This is a genomic window from Enterococcus sp. DIV0170, assembly GCF_051710765.1.
GTDB classification, from domain to species: Bacteria; Bacillota; Bacilli; order Lactobacillales; family Enterococcaceae; genus Enterococcus_A; species Enterococcus_A raffinosus.
The window spans coordinates 300,883-316,147 of the sequence record NZ_JBIOLG010000002.1 but is presented as its reverse complement, the minus strand read 5'-3'; the positions used below and the strand labels follow the sequence as shown (position 1 = coordinate 316,147).

At 39.9% G+C, this 15,265-nt stretch carries 15 protein-coding genes and 1 riboswitch; of the genes, 5 read left to right on the top strand and 10 right to left on the bottom strand.

The features are described 5' to 3' along the window. Positions 1–107: 107 nt before the first annotated feature. Genes IGI50_RS17180 through IGI50_RS17170 form a run of 3 tightly spaced genes read left to right on the top strand, consistent with a single transcriptional unit; the run spans position 108 to position 2,082 of the window. A complete protein-coding gene (locus tag IGI50_RS17180; protein WP_218257547.1) occupies positions 108–521 on the top strand; it encodes a NusG domain II-containing protein in 414 nt (137 codons plus the stop codon). Positions 522–532: 11 nt separating this feature from the next. Further along, a complete protein-coding gene (locus tag IGI50_RS17175) occupies positions 533–1,099 on the top strand; it encodes a Gx transporter family protein (protein ID WP_218257546.1) in 567 nt (188 codons plus the stop codon). Further along, a complete protein-coding gene (locus tag IGI50_RS17170) occupies positions 1,096–2,082 on the top strand; it encodes a polyprenyl synthetase family protein (RefSeq protein WP_222227029.1) in 987 nt (328 codons plus the stop codon). The genes IGI50_RS17175 and IGI50_RS17170 overlap by 4 nt, the downstream gene beginning before the upstream one ends. Before the next feature lie 42 nt (positions 2,083–2,124). Here IGI50_RS17170 and IGI50_RS17165 read toward each other — a convergent pair whose 3' ends face one another. From IGI50_RS17165 to IGI50_RS17145, 5 genes are all read right to left on the bottom strand, one after another. Then, complete coding sequence (locus IGI50_RS17165) at positions 2,125–2,475, bottom strand: DUF1634 domain-containing protein (protein ID WP_438777836.1); 351 nt, start codon at positions 2,473–2,475, stop codon at positions 2,125–2,127. Beyond that, complete coding sequence (locus IGI50_RS17160) at positions 2,475–3,323, bottom strand: sulfite exporter TauE/SafE family protein (protein WP_438777834.1); 849 nt, start codon at positions 3,321–3,323, stop codon at positions 2,475–2,477. The genes IGI50_RS17165 and IGI50_RS17160 overlap by 1 nt, the downstream gene beginning before the upstream one ends. A 145-nt stretch (positions 3,324–3,468) precedes the next feature. After that, the gene (locus tag IGI50_RS17155) at positions 3,469–5,037 is read right to left on the bottom strand and encodes a phosphatase PAP2/LCP family protein (RefSeq protein ID WP_438777833.1); all 1,569 of its coding nucleotides are present in this window, start codon (positions 5,035–5,037) and stop codon (positions 3,469–3,471) included. A 24-nt stretch (positions 5,038–5,061) separates the two neighbouring features. After that, on the bottom strand, positions 5,062–6,213 hold the full coding sequence (locus IGI50_RS17150; RefSeq protein WP_438777832.1) for an FtsW/RodA/SpoVE family cell cycle protein: 1,152 nt from the start codon (positions 6,211–6,213) through the stop codon (positions 5,062–5,064). Further along, the gene (locus IGI50_RS17145; protein WP_438777830.1) at positions 6,185–7,333 is read right to left on the bottom strand and encodes an FtsW/RodA/SpoVE family cell cycle protein; all 1,149 of its coding nucleotides are present in this window, start codon (positions 7,331–7,333) and stop codon (positions 6,185–6,187) included. Before IGI50_RS17145 ends, IGI50_RS17150 begins: the two co-directional genes overlap by 29 nt. Positions 7,334–7,449: 116 nt before the next feature. Further along, positions 7,450–7,617: riboswitch (M-box (ykoK) riboswitch) on the bottom strand. Between the two features lie 363 nt (positions 7,618–7,980). Here IGI50_RS17145 and IGI50_RS17140 point away from each other — a divergent pair. Then, complete coding sequence (locus IGI50_RS17140; protein WP_438777828.1) at positions 7,981–10,188, top strand: MucBP domain-containing protein; 2,208 nt, start codon at positions 7,981–7,983, stop codon at positions 10,186–10,188. A gap of 46 nt (positions 10,189–10,234) precedes the next feature. Here the strand turns inward: IGI50_RS17140 and IGI50_RS17135 are convergent, their stop codons facing one another. Then, the gene (locus tag IGI50_RS17135) at positions 10,235–10,930 is read right to left on the bottom strand and encodes an alpha/beta hydrolase (protein ID WP_438777827.1); all 696 of its coding nucleotides are present in this window, start codon (positions 10,928–10,930) and stop codon (positions 10,235–10,237) included. Continuing rightward, on the bottom strand, positions 10,931–11,566 hold the full coding sequence (locus IGI50_RS17130; protein WP_438777825.1) for a pentapeptide repeat-containing protein: 636 nt from the start codon (positions 11,564–11,566) through the stop codon (positions 10,931–10,933). Positions 11,567–11,713: 147 nt separating this feature from the next. Between IGI50_RS17130 and lepB the strand changes: the two genes are divergently transcribed. Further along, positions 11,714–12,283, top strand: a complete 570-nt coding sequence (gene lepB / locus IGI50_RS17125) for a signal peptidase I (protein ID WP_218257537.1) — start codon at positions 11,714–11,716, stop codon at positions 12,281–12,283. Positions 12,284–12,352: 69 nt separating this feature from the next. Here the strand turns inward: lepB and IGI50_RS17120 are convergent, their stop codons facing one another. From IGI50_RS17120 to IGI50_RS17110, 3 genes are all read right to left on the bottom strand, one after another. After that, positions 12,353–12,772 carry a hypothetical protein gene (locus tag IGI50_RS17120; protein ID WP_438777824.1) on the bottom strand — a complete coding sequence of 140 codons (420 nt, stop codon included), beginning with the start codon at positions 12,770–12,772 and terminating at the stop codon, positions 12,353–12,355. A 2-nt stretch (positions 12,773–12,774) separates the two neighbouring features. Beyond that, complete coding sequence (locus tag IGI50_RS17115; protein WP_438777823.1) at positions 12,775–14,073, bottom strand: Y-family DNA polymerase; 1,299 nt, start codon at positions 14,071–14,073, stop codon at positions 12,775–12,777. Between the two features lie 247 nt (positions 14,074–14,320). Then, positions 14,321–15,265: a permease prefix domain 1-containing protein gene (locus IGI50_RS17110; RefSeq protein WP_010743689.1), complete on the bottom strand. Its 945-nt coding sequence runs from the start codon at positions 15,263–15,265 to the stop codon at positions 14,321–14,323.

Below are 15,265 nucleotides of genomic sequence, written 5' to 3'. Positions count from 1 at the left end.
CTTTCTTTATGTTATGATAAGAAAAGATTTATTGATGCTTTGTAGGAGCTACAGGTTACTTATCTGTCAAAATGGATAGTACAAGAAAAATAAGAGAGGTGTGGACTTTGAAACTGAAGGATTTTGCAAAAAATAGTTTGCTTCGGCCTTGGGATGGCATCATTGTCGTGATACTTATTCTGCTCTCTTTTGCGCCTGTATTGGTCTTCAGTCTCAATCGAGCATCGAGTCCAACACAAGAAGCGGTTCTTTCGGTTGACGGAAAAGAAATCAAAACCTTTGATCTCTCAGATAACTCGCAGGCCTACACCTATCGTTACGAGGATAAAGATGGCGACTACAACCTGATCGAGGTTAAAGGAAACCGCATTCGGATCAAAGAAGCAGACTGCGGGGATCAAATCTGTGTACGCCGCGGGTGGATTGACCAATCTGGTGAAACCATTGTTTGCTTGCCCCATAAATTGCTAATCGAAGTCAAATCCTCAGACGGAGGGGAACCCGGCAGTGTCATTTATTAACTGCCCTTACTATGAATAAAACACAAAAACTGATTTACATAGCACTTTTAGTCGCTCAAGGGGTTATCTTGGGCTTGATCGAGAATATGTTTCCATCCCCTTTCGCCTTTGCGCCGGGGGCAAAGCTGGGACTCGCCAATTTAATAACAATTGTTGCGATTTTTACTATGCCTAAAAGAGACAGCTTTCGTTTGATCTGGATGCGTCTGATTTTGACCACCCTTTTAGGCGGAACAATCTCCACCTTCTTATACAGCATGAGTGGTTCTTTATTAAGTTATTTCGGCATGCTGCTGGTAAAAAGTCTGGGACCTAAACGAGTAAGTATTATCGGCATCAGTGCCGCAGGTGGTTTTCTTCATAACGTGGGCCAGCTGCTGGTAGCTAGCTGGATCGCTCAATCTTGGACGGTGATGCTCTACTTGCCAGTCATGTCTCTCTTAGGAATTCTTGCTGGAATCGTTATCGGAATCGCAGGAAACTATCTATTGGTACATGTCCGAGCGTTGCAAAAATTTCAATTAGATTATGAATTATCAAAAAAATCGAAGAAAGGATCAGGAGGCTATCAAAAATGAAACTTCATCCTATGTGGCAAGACTATCCTGACCTTGCTGAACAATTGACGACCACTCTTGAACTAATGGAAAACGTCGTCAAATTAAAAAATAAAAAAGTCGAGGCTGCTGTACTAGCCATGATCCACGCTGGCGGAAAGCTGCTGCGCCCCGCCTATCAACTCTTATTTTCACAATTTGGACCAGATCAGGATGAGAAGAAGGCAACATCATTGGCGGCATCCATCGAAATGCTTCACACAGCAACCTTGATCCACGATGACATTGTTGATGAATCCGAATTACGCCGCGGTTTACCGACGATTCGTTCTACTTTTGGGAATGATACGGCCGTTTATGCTGGTGATTATTTGTTCATATGCTGCTTCAAACTGCTCTCCGATTACGCTACTTCTTTACGGAGCCTACAATTGAACTCTCGCAGCATGGAAAAAATTCTTGATGGTGAATTAGGTCAAATGGATGACCGCTACAAGCTTGATCAAACAGTCGACGAATACTTGGAGAATATTTCTGGAAAAACTGCGGAGCTTTTTGCTTTAAGTTGTTCAGTAGGTGCTTTTGAGAGCGGCAATAGTGAACGTTTCGCTAAAAAAGCCGGTACTATTGGACTGAATATTGGGATTGCTTTTCAAATTATGGATGATTTATTGGATTACGAAGCAAATACTGAAACATTAGGAAAACCAGTTCTAGAGGATGTTCGCCAAGGCGTTTACTCTCTCCCCTTAATCTATGCACTGAATCAAGCGCCGCAACAGTTGCGGCCCTACTTGGAAAAGAAAAAGGAAATGACAGATGATGACACTTTACACGTACAACAGCTCGTTCATCAACTAGGCGGCGTCGCCTATGCGCAACAATTAGCAACAGAGTATACCGAACAGGCCTTAAAGGATATTCGGAAATTGCCGGACAATTATTTTGGTACTAAAGAAAAGCTTGAACGCTTAACCAGTCAAATTTTAACCCGTAAAAGCTAACAAAAAATCCGAGCTGCAGCCAAAACGGCAGCTCGGATTTTCCTATTCTACTAGACCAAAACTCATGCCAATCACCAAAATGACCAATACGATCAGCGTAATAACCACATACAAATAATCCTTTTCTTTCGCAAATGCAAAGATAGACACAACTACTCGTAGAACGGGGGTCAAAATCAGACAAAACAAGCCCAACATGATAAAGGCTTCCCCATTCAACTGCCGTACTCCTTTGAAAATCAACGGCAGACTGCTGGGAACCTGGCCCGAACTTGGCAAAAAGAACAGCAATAGCATTCCCGCCAAAATAATTATGGCTGAAACTATCACACCCATTCGTAAAATGTATCCGATGGAACGCTCAATCTTCACCATTTCTTCCTTGTTTTCCATTAGATGATCACCCCAAATCCGCGAAGAACCATTTGTAGTCCCATAAAGAATAAAATCGGAATGAAAATCATTCGAATCACAATCGGTTTTAGTCGCGTCATGATTCGCGAGCCTATTGTTGCACCTACTAACACACCTAATGCCAGAGGAGCAGCGATTTGCGGCAAGATGGTTCCGCTGAAAAAGTAAACCATCGCGGAAGCAGCCGCAGTGACCCCCATCATCAGATTACTGGTAGCGCTAGAGGGCTTCAAAGGCATTTTCATAATAGTGTCCATCGCCGTTACCTTAAAGACTCCACTGCCGATTCCTAATAACCCCGAAGCGATTCCCGCTCCAAACATCATGGCAAAGCCGCCTGGTACTTTCTCTACCTGATAATCAATTTGTTCATGCAACACTTTATCATAGTATGAGCCATTCAATTTCAGCTTTTCAGCCAACGAATCTCCTGCAACTTTTTCAATCGCTTTGTCTGTTTTTCCCCGCAGCTTTTGAATCATGTTAATGACTGAAAAGAGCAAGAAGCCGCCGAATAAAATAAACAAAAAGCCCGTCGGCACTACGCCTGAAAGTAATGCGCCTACGATCGCTCCAATCGTGGTCGCAATCTCCAAAAACATTGCGACACGCAAATTCAGCATATCATCCTTTAAATAAGCGATAGTAGCGCCTGAACTTGTCGCGATCACGCAAACAATACTAGCCGCAATCGCATACTGAATGTCCAATCCCATTATTAACGTCAAAAAGGGCGTTAAAATAATTCCTCCACCGATTCCTAAGATCGATCCTAGTATTCCGGCCAATACACCGACAATAAGTAATACTCCTATTTGACTAAGCATATCTTCCCGCCTTTCTGCTGCTATTATAACGCAACTTTCTTTTAAAGCAGGAAATTTAGTAAATATATTAAATCATTCGATGAAAATTTCCAGAAAACATAGCCGTTTCGCTCATCGATTCTCATCTGCTTCACGTTTTCCTGTTTCATAAATTTAATTGTTTGTGTAGCAACGTTTTCACACGATCTACTTCTTCTTGCGGGATTTTTTGATAGGAGATCCCCGCTTGTCCTGTAAAACCGTCTCCAGTAAATCCTTCCCCCTGAACCTGTTGACTGTCGATCTTAGTCAAACAAGAGTGATACCCAGTCAAGATTTTCTGCATTTGATCAAAGGTTAAGTCTGTTTTTCCATTTTCGCCAATTCCATCTAAAATTTTCTGGTAGCTAAAAATACTTTTAGTTGAAAGGATCTTCTCTATCAATAATTCCATTACTTCACGCTGTCTACCCTGGCGTCCATAATCACCTTTTGGGTCTTCATACCGCATTCTAGAATATTGAAGAGCCTCCCACCCGTTCAAGTGTTGCTTACCTTTTGGGTAATCAATTCCTTCTGCCGAAAAAGCAAAATCATTGTTCACAGTCACCCCGCCAACGGCGTCCACTAGCGTTTGAAGGCCATCCATATTAACCGAAACATAGTGATGGATCGGTATATCTAAAAATTTTTCAACTGTATCCATCATCATCTCAGGGCCGCCAATTGAATGGGCATGATTGATTTTATCTTCATAATCCGCTCCAACAATCTCTACAAACGAATCCCGCGGAATGCTTACTAAGGTTGTTTCATTCGTTTGATTATTTAGCGTCGCGACCATGATCGTATTGGCCCGAAAATCTGTTTTTCTTTTTGCATCATTGGCAATTCCGAGAATCAAAATACTCATAGGTTCTGAAGCTTGAGGCGTCTTTGTTTTTCCCCCACGCTCAACTGGGGAGTACATAGAGTCCGCCATTTTTTGTGAACTATGATAAAACTTCAATGCAAACGCACTTAGTCCTGAAACCAATACCACTAACACTGCAAGCACGCCAATCAGTACCTTCTGCCAAGTCAAAAAGCCATTCTTTCTTTTCCGTCGTGGGGACTGACAGGGGTTTTGTAAATATGGATAGCAGAAACCCGCCGTCCCGAAAGTGAGCCCTCCGCCTAAACACACACCCGCCAAAACATCACTCATATAATGAACGCCTAAATAAATTCTGCCACCTACAATAATGAACGTTAAGAAAAATAATCCTATTTTAAGTAATAGAGGCATACGTCGTTCTATGAAAAAATAGAGCACGATCAGCGTACAAACAAGCGTCATAATCAGCAACGAATGTCCACTTGGAAAACTATAGGAGGAACGAGAAAGGTATTGAATCTGGTCTGGGCGCGACCGCTGAATCACCTGCTTTAATAAATAACCTACCCCACTGATAAAGATCAGATTTCCCATGCACCAAACAGCTAATGCCCGCTCATGTTTTCTCAGCAAGTAGAAAGTAAGAAGTCCAAAAATAATCACCATTGGACCGATAGTAGCGATTTTCGCCACTCCTCCCACAAAAGCCGTTAAATAGGAAATATTTGGTAAGCGATTTTGGAGAAATACAGCATCTATCCCTTTCATCCAGTGTGCATTCATTGCGACAGCACTAGTTATCACCATGACTGAAAGGAGCATGCCTGCACTTCGTAGGAAAAACTTTTTTCGCATCATTTTGTTAAATTCTCCATTCAATTTTTATATTAATCGTTCTTTTTCTCGAAAGCCCATCATGATTCCCAAGCCAACACCTAGAACAATCAAGGAGGTTCCTCCTTGACTTAAAATCGGCAACGGAATACCCGTTAATGGCAAAATACCAATCGCAGCTCCGATATTTTCAAAAATTTGGAACAGCAAACCAAATACAAAAGTAACCGCCAAATAGAGATTGCCTTTATTATTTGTTTTCATCGCAGCTGAAATGATTTGATAAAACAAGTAGAAGTATAGAAAAACCACTAAAGTACTGCCAATAAAGCCAAAGCCTTCTCCAATCACCGTAAAGATCATATCTGACTCACGAACAGGCACATATACGGATGCCTGCTCACTGCCGCGACCAAACAAGCCGCCCGATCCAATCGCGTAAAGACTCTGTACTTGCTGATAGGCAATAGAATCACGGTATTGAAAGGGATCAACCCATGCACGCACACGATCTAGCTGATACGTTTTAAAATGCAGCCAATAAAGCAGCTTATTCCCCCATTCACTGAAAACCAAAACCAATAAAGTGGCACCTAAAGCTGCTCCAATACCCGTAATCGTCGTAAGTATTTTCCAATGAACCCCGGATATTACAAACAGCGCACCTAAAATAGCAATAAATACTAAACTCGTTCCAAAATCTCGTTGAATAAACATCAAGAAAAATGTCGGCAGGCTGAACAAAGCCACCTTACCTAAATAACGTAGATCACTTTTCAAGGTTCGCTGAGAGCAATTCAACTCATCGATTAGTGTTAAGCGAACCATAAAAAGAGTAAAACTCAGTTTCATCAATTCTGATGGCTGAAAAGAAAAACCGCCGATACGCAGCCAGCGCTTCGTGTTCGTTACAGTGTACATCGCCGGATCATAAAACCAATACAATAGCGCCATAATCCCTAACGATACAACATAAAAAAAGGGCGCATATTTTAACAAAGTAGCCGTTTTGAATTTACTGACGATCCCCATGGCCAATAGAGAAATCAGGCAAAAAACAATCTGCTTCGTTACAACATTTTTAACGTCAGCCCCATCTAGCTCAGCCGCCATCGATTGTACGCCGATACTAATTAAATAAAAGATGAAAATGGGTAAAAATAAAGAATAGTTAAATTCGCTGCTCAAACGTTTGATCATTTGTTCGATCCTCCGAAGAAAGTTTTAGACAGATACCCAGCGCGATAGAAAGAATCAGGTAGCTCGTCCCCCCATAACTAATAAACGGTAACGGCACTCCTGTCATAGGGATCAGTCCTAAAATACTAGCAATGTTGATACTGGTTTGGAGAAGCAAAAGCGTTCCAACCCCAAAATAAATTAAGCTGACCTGCTGATTCACTTCCTTCGCCGCTAAAACAAATAGACGAAGAGCAATCAGAAAAAGCAATGCCAATACGAGTAAGCCGACAACAACGCCTAATTCCTCCACCAAAATCGAATACACAAAATCTGTTTCCGCTACTGGTAAATAGCCTTTTTTAGTAATACTATTTCCCAGCCCTCTACCAAAAAAACCACCGTTATAAAGCGCGTAGTACGAATTACTCATTTGAAATCCTTTACCGTAGGGATCTAGAAATGGATCTCTCACTAAGCGGATACGATCATAGGTATGAGCAAATAATTCGGGCAAAAGATGGTGACTGCCCAAAAAAAGTATCGCGCCTCCGATTAAAACAATCCCCAAAATCAACCCTGAAAAAATAAGTACGGACCACTGATAAGGCAATTGCGCAGTCGTAATAATGACTAAAGCGACTCCCCAAATAATGATTGCACCTGTCACTTTAGGCTGGAGCAAAATCAATAATCCGCTAAGTGCCACTAGACCACAAGGCACCAGCATTTCCTTTCTAGTGCGCTTCACGCGGAAAAAATACGCCAAATAAAGAATCAGTGCTACATTTGTGACTTCAGAAGGCTGGAATTGAATACCTAATAAGGAGACCCATCTTTGTGCACCATTAATATTGACGCCACTTATTTTCACTAACAGTAAACTAACTAGTCCAACTGCTAATAAACTTTGCGCTAGCTTACCATTTATTAGTACATTATTTTTCACATGAAAAAGCACAGCAATCAGCAGCCAGCTTAGCCCCATAAAAATCGCCTGCTTACTAAATAGCGACAATGGATTTTCCCCTTCCGCCATCAAACGATAAGAACTAGCACTAAAAACAATTAAAAGACCGATCAGGCTTGTCCCCAAATAAGGTAATAACAGCAGCCAATCGATCTTTTTTCTTTTCATCATGTTCATCTCTCCCTTCATCAAGTAATTGTTTGAGACGAGAGAGTCCACAATAAATAACCTAAAAAAGAGACACCAAACGTTAGCGAAAAAAAACTAACAAGTCTGGTGTCTCACACAATCAATCTCATCGTCTGAGTTTTAGCACTAAACAACGTAAAGAATCACTCTTAGCTATTTTATGAAAAGCCTTAATCCGACAATTCCTATTTTACACATTGGCGTCTTTCGACGTTTCTGCGCAATAGCCTATGTTTGTTTAGGAGCCTCACCTAACAAGTTTACTTATATTTACTTTCACAAAGAATACTACTTTTTTTGTCAGTAAATAGCAAAATATTCTAAAGAAAATACGACTTTCTTTACATTTGCTTATAAAATCCTTTACTAAAAATTTACTAGGATCAGAAACCTTTTTATGGTATTTAAAAACCTTCTTTTTATAAAAGAACGAATAATCACAAGTAATTTGAACACTATATTATTTAGTAAGCTCTTATACAATACGCGTCTAACCAAGTAAAATAACTTCTTTATTAAAAAGAAAATGGTCAAATAAAATAATGCAAAAATTAAAACTTGAGCAGTTTATTTATTAAAAAAGAATTATTATTTATCCATTACATACCTATTATAAAGGAGTTATATTTGTGAAAAAGAATTTATATAAATTATTTGCTTGTTCAATCGTGTTGGGCCCTCTCTCGACCTTTCCTATCCAAAGTAACGCTGAAACATCTACTGACAGCAGCGCTCTAAACAGTACGGTTTTGTCTGAATCCCTGAACACGACAAGCTCAGTGAATAGTCTCTCATCAACAACAGAAAGCTCCGCAACGCAAGATAGTACAGTAGCGCCCATTCTGGGAACAACTGAACCTTCTACAGCGGATTCACAACCATCAAGCTCTTCAACCGCAACACTTGAACCTGAACCACGTATAGCCTCTGTAGACTCGTGGATGCCAGACCCTGTCTTACAACAAATCGTGGCAAAAACGATTGGCAAAACCAAGGATACCTTGACTCAAGAGGATATGACAAAACTTACTAGCTTGTATATTCAAAATTCAGATAATGCTATCGCTAATTTACAAGGGTTGGAGTTAGCCACAAACTTGGCCTATTTTTATATGAATTCAAATAATCAAATTACGGATTTTTCAGTATTAACCACTTTGCCAAAATTGACACAGGTCTATCTGATGGGAACAAATGTCAACGATGAAAATGTCCCGAATTTTGGTACAACGATCACTAGACTGAATCTTTCAGGAACAAACGTTACTGACAAGGTATACAATAAAATCAGTAAAATGACAAACCTTGAATCTTTAGCCTTCGAATCTAATATGAATATCACAACAATCGAACCTGCGATAGCTTTAACAAAGCTAACTGAATTGCGTGTTCAGTTTTGCGGGATTACGGATTTTCGCCCGATCAATCAAATGCCGGCATTAACTCAGCTTGCTGCCTTTGGTCAAAATACTGGACGAAATGATCCAGCTACAGCGATCAATGCCAAAGCGTTAAATTACGATGCAGACAAACAAACAATCTATATTCCTTTTTCAATTATGCCAAATCGTATGACCAACTATGATGGCTACATACCGCCTTTCACAACGTCAAGTAGCGATAGTCAAACCTACTTTGACTTCAATGGTGTACAGCTAGACAGCAGCCGTTTGGCAATTACAGATGAAGGGATTACTGTATCTGGTGTGACACAGGATGAATTTGATCAACTCAAAACCTTTAAATACAATGCTCGTTTGAATAACCCAGCAGGCTCTTATAATCAACCGGATAGATTTACGTTCTATGCTATTTCATCAGGAACCTATCTGCATCAATTTGATGTGCAGCATACAACGCCTTCGCCAGGAGTGACGATTAAATATGTTGATGAGGATGGTGACAATATTCATCCACCACAAATTTATAACGGAAACGTTGGTGAGGACTACGATACAACCACCGAAACTTATCAGCTTGCTATTGACGGCTACACCTTAGACAACACAAAATTACCTGAAAACGCCGTTGGAAAATTAACGGCGGATATGCAAACTGTCACATACATTTATAAACGAAATGGCGTAACATTGAAGGCTCATGACTCAATGATCTCTGTCGGCGATCCATGGGATCCCGCAGATAACTTCGATGGCGGGATAGCTCCTAATGGAGAAAACATCGCCCTTAGCGATGTTTCTGTCAAAGGGACCGTTAACAATCAAACCGCTGGAAAATACGAAATTACCTATACGTACGCTCGTGTTCCAAACAGAAGCTGGTCCGGTGATTCTGCCACTGCAAAAGCGACAGTTACAGTGGTTGATCCGATGGTAACCATTCAATATGTTGATCAAAATGGGAAGAAAATTCATAAAGAAACGGTTATAAAAGGAAAACTAGACACCCAGTTTGATGTATCCGGTAAAGACTATCAACCGGATATCAAGGGGTACACGTTGGATAAAAACCAATTACCAAAAAACGCTAAGGGAACCTTTAGCGCTAAAGCGCAAACAGTCACTTATGTGTATCAGTCTACAACGACTCCAACAACTAGTACCAACGACAGCGAGTCCACGACAACTGCTCCAACCGCAAGCACTGAGACTAGCAGTCAGACCACAGGAGAAATTTCTGATTCAAGTAAGAAGAATGACATGACACCTGTTGGATCATCCAACAATCCGGCTAGAAGAACTATTTCTAACCAAACGACAGCAAAAAAATTGCCTAAAACGGGTGAGCGCTATACGCCAAGCTACCTTATCACAGGTATCAGTATTTTATTCCTTGCCACTGCATTGCTGTTTTTCAGCCGTAAAAAAGTAAAATAATTTAAAAAAAGTATCCTAGCAAGATTTTGCTAGGATACTTTTACTTTTATAAATTTGTTTTTAACCATTTTTGAAAAATATCAAGCTGCTCTGGTGTATGAAAGAAATGCTCCCCCGCTTCTACAACCGTTAAGGATATCTCCTCAGCTTCAGAAAAATTTTCAATGGTTTCCCTTGATGTTAAGTTGTCATTTTCACCATACAATATTTTTGTCGGCACTTTCCAGCTGATTGGGTGCTCCGCAACATATGAATAGTACTCCCAATCCAAAGTGTTGATGGGGGTTTCAATTCGTTTTTCCTTCTCTAGCTCCTCCAATGTTCGGTTGAACCAGATCAGCATATTCTCAATTAATTCTTGCATATCGACAATTGGAGACAAGAAAAAGCTCTGCTTGATTCTTCTATCTTGCGTCGCCAGCATGCCAAAATAAGCACCGATGCTGCAGCCGAACAATGAAATCTCTTCTGTTTGCTCAGCCAATTCAGCAATTAGTTTATCTGTATCTGCCAGAACATTTTGCGGATTAAGGGCATAAGCTTCCCCTTTGCGTTCCCCGTGTTCTGGAAGATCAAAGCTCCAGACCTGATAGCCATCTCTAACCGCAGCCTCTGCGAATAACTGAATGACCGTATCTTCTTTGTGCGATTGATCCCCATGAAAGGCTAAGATTCCCTTAGCACTGGATTCACCCCAGCATACAACTGGAATTCCCTTAATTCGCTTCTTTACTTGTTTCATTTACCCCTCCACAATTTGCAAACCTAAACCAGCGGCGATAATCATGGCTTGATAGGAATCGACTTTCAGACCTTTCAATTGCTCCATCGAAAAAGCAATCTTGCTAAATTGATTACTCGTAAAATCCAAATCGGCTAGTTTTGTTCGCATCCAATTACTATTATCTAATTCATTATCTGTTAAAAATAAATGCTTCCAAGTTACCTCGAAAAACTCGCTATCCGTCAGTTTGCAATTTTCAAAAGCAACATTTTTCAGGTTCGTCCCACTAAATGAACCCAAATTGATCATACAATCTTTGAATCGACAATCTCGTAAATAGCTTTCCGCAAAGTTGCAGCCCGTTAGTTTACAATTTTCGAACACAACTTGATGAAAACTGCCACCGATCCACTCAAGATTTGAGAAATCACAATTTTTGAAAAGAACATTCCCTGCTTCGAAGCGAATCAATTTTGTCCGCTGCATCGTTACCTTCTCCAAAATTGTTCGGCGCAGGACAAGATTTTCACACGTTAAATAACTATAGTCGTATTCAATAGCATGGACTTCATCAATCACAGCCTCATCTTCTAAATAAAAATCATCAGTAAAATTCTTCGGTAAAATCGGTGATGCTGGGTAGTTCTTAGTCATTTTCTTTCCCCTATCCATTCATTCATGTTCTCAGTTTCCCATAAAAGGTAAAATTTCTCTAGTGCTTGCTGAAATTTTCCTTGAAGCAGTGGTTAAAAGAAGCTTTTTGTTTTGAAGAATGATAAAATTTACCATTGAGGTGACCTTATGAACAATAAAATAAAAGAATGGCTTCCTGTAGTCATCATTATCGTATTAATTTTTCTTGCTAGAATGTTTGTTTTTTCTCCTGTAAAAGTTGAAGGCCACTCAATGGATCCTTCACTTCATGATAATCAACGATTAATCACATCCAAAATATCGAAGCTGGATAGACAGGACATCATTACTACCAAAGAGCCAGATAATCAAAGTATTTATGTGGTGAAACGAATCATCGGTTTACCCGGCGATCGAGTGGAAATGAAGAATAATGTTTTGACCATTAATGGAAAAGAATACGACGAGCCTTACCTGAATGAGTTCAAGGAAAAATTCAAAAAAGATAAGCTTTTTGACGAATATTCCTACAACAAAGCCTTTCAGGAACAAGCAGCTAATGCAACGAGCTTCACTAATGATTTTGATGTGACCGTGCCTAATGATCAATATTTTGTTTTAGGCGACAATCGTTTGATCTCTAAAGACAGTCGCATCTTCGGTTTCGTTGATAAATCTCTAATCCAAGGAAAAGTAATTTTACGTTTCTGGCCATTAAATGAATTCAAACTCTTTTAGGCACCGAAAAAGTCATGACGACTCTGTCATGACTTTTTCTATTCCTCAATGTCCCAAAAAATAGAGCGGCTACTTCGTGATTTTCTCGTTAAGAATCTTTTTGGGACCGAGTATTTCAATATGATGAATCTGTTCGATTGTCAAATGAAGCATTCCCCGCTCCTCCTCATTCAAATAGATCTGTTCCTCTCTTTGACCGACAATCTTTCCCACCAGATCATCCAAATAGTTCCCTTCGTTATCTAACGATTCTAGTTGAAGAGCGATTCGCTTATTCTTCAAATATGCCTGTTGCAGCGTTTCGCCGATTTCCTCTAGGCTCATTTGCTCTTTTTCAATATTGATATGATTTCGAACTTTCGATTCCTTATTCAGCACCGCGGTATGATCCGATAAGTAAAAACCAATCCATTTCATCATTCCACGGTCCTGATAGACCTGCTTTGCTTCCATAAAAAGCTTCTCTGCACTATCATCATCATAGATCATGGCTAATCCATTCCTTCCATTCCGCCAGCGTGGCCGCCGACCAAGCCAGCTCTTTTGATAGCGGTTGCCCCTTCATTTAGTGAATGCGCCCGTACGATCGACGTAAATTTATAGCGACTGCGGATTTGTGCAATGACTTCATCAATTTTTTCTTCCTTCATCGTTTGAAGTGGGTCTTCAAAAAGATTCAGTTGCAAGCTTCCAGCAGGTCGCAGTGAGGAAACTGTAATAGAGATATTTCGTACTTCAGAATTGTCCCAATATTTTTCAAACAGCGCAAAAGCTACACGAGTCAGTTCCTTCGCCTGATGGGTAGGCGAAATTTTTAATTGATGATGAAAGCCACCGCGTTTTCCACTTCCAAAATAAGCATAGGCGATCCCTAAATGTAGCGTGCCGCCTAAGACATCCGCTTTACGCAAACGTTGGGCAACCTGCTCGCAAATTTCAGCAATGACCGTCAGGATATCTCCTTTATGTGCGTAATTTTTCGGCAAGACCTGTGAATTGCCGATAGACTTTTCCTTAGTTGGATACAAATCCTTTTGGGAAAGAACTGAGCGATCAATCCCCCACGCATGCATATAATGCTGCATTCCCATCACACCATAGTGATTTTTTAAAACAAACGGATCGGTATGAGCTAAATCGCCCATAGTGCTTAAGCCCATCATTTGATAGCGCCGCTCCATCCGGTTGCCGATTCCACAAAACTTACTCAAACGAAGCGGCCAAATTTTTTCTGGTACATCTTGATAGTGCCATTGAGCGAAATGATCCTTCCGCTTTTTTGCTTCGATATCCATCGCAATTTTCGCTAATAAAGGATTATCCCCCATCCCCAATGACGTATAAATACCAATTTTTTCTATAATTTCTTTTTGAATCCTTTTTCCGACCTCCGCCGAACTATTGCCAAACAACTTCCAGCTATGAGTCAGATCGCCAAACTGCTCATCAATACTATATGTATGAATGTCCTCTTCTGCCATATATGAACGAAAAATTTCCTGAATGCGCATGTGGTATTGAATATACAAAGTCATCCGCGGTGGTACAATATGCAGCTTTGGATGATTAGGAATTTCAAAACCACGGCTAACATTACTGATGCCTAACTCTTGTTTTGCCATCGGACTCGCCGCTAAAACCAAGCCAGCATTTTCCCGATCCCCACTCATAACGACTAACAGGTCTTTTAGTGGATCCAAGCCCAGCTCGATACATTCAACACTGGCATAAAAACTTTTAGAATCCATACAAAAAACATCTCTGACTGGCTCTCCTTCATAAATGTTCATCAAAACCACCTCCTTAAAAAACAAACATACGTTCGATTTAAGTTTAAGTTTATTCTGATTTTTTGTCAATCATTTGTTTATAAGTTATGAATGATAATTTACTAACAAAATCCCCTTTTTTTGTTTCCTTTATTTGTTTTCAATCAAATATTCGCTTATAAGAATTAAGAAGTACTTAAATTATGCAATGCAAAAAAGCGGTAAACATGAAATAAATGCTTACCGCTTTTCGTGAATAAACCCTACGCTACTTTTTTACAAAGATAGCCTCTAATACACTGTAAAAAATTCCTGCCATCACAAAAATCATCCAACTGAATCCCCATGAATGTGTCAAGAAAGACCAACCAAAATAGATCATTACAACTAGCGGCCAATAGACTCTTTCTAGCAAATGCTTAGTACGAGCAGATTCACCATATTTTTCATGCATCGCATTAGGACCCATTTCATCCTCATCTGCAATAAAATATTTTTCCTTGATAAATTTATCAAAGCTACTGTAGTTAATACTTCCGTATATAATTAAAAATACTCCAATTGCTAAAAAGAAAAACATCACCGGAATGCCATATTCCGCGTAAGTAAACATTTGAAAGAAGAAAATCGGAGAAACGCTCAACACACATAAACAAATACCAAATACCAAACTGACCTGAAAGCTTTTTTGGTACCCTTGTTTTAATTTTTGTGCCTCTTTATTCAATTCAACCGGAATATAACGATCATTCAATACCACACTATTCTTTGAAAATTGCATGCCATTATAAATAATCACCCCAACACTAATGGCAATAAGAATGAAGAATAGTAAGAAGCCCATCATTTCCGCACCGCTGATACTTAACCCAATCAGTGTTCCGACAGCTAGCAAACACCCACTGATCCCTAAACTCAGGCCTTTTGCGTCTTTTTTTCGTTCGGTTAAATAATGATACATTTCTTCTTCCTCAATGCCATTTTCAGGCTCTCGTTCACGCGTTGAAAATTCCAGTTCCTCACGTAGCTCATCCACCGAGCCAAACTCACTAATCACCTGACCGATGGCTTCGTGCTCACTTTTTCCTTCATCCAGTAAAGCTAAATAGTGATCTTCCATAATTGTTAAAATTTCTTGTTTTGCTCGCTGGACTTCCTTCGTATTTGGAAATTCGAGAAACAATGTCTCTACATAATTTTTGATCGTATCCAT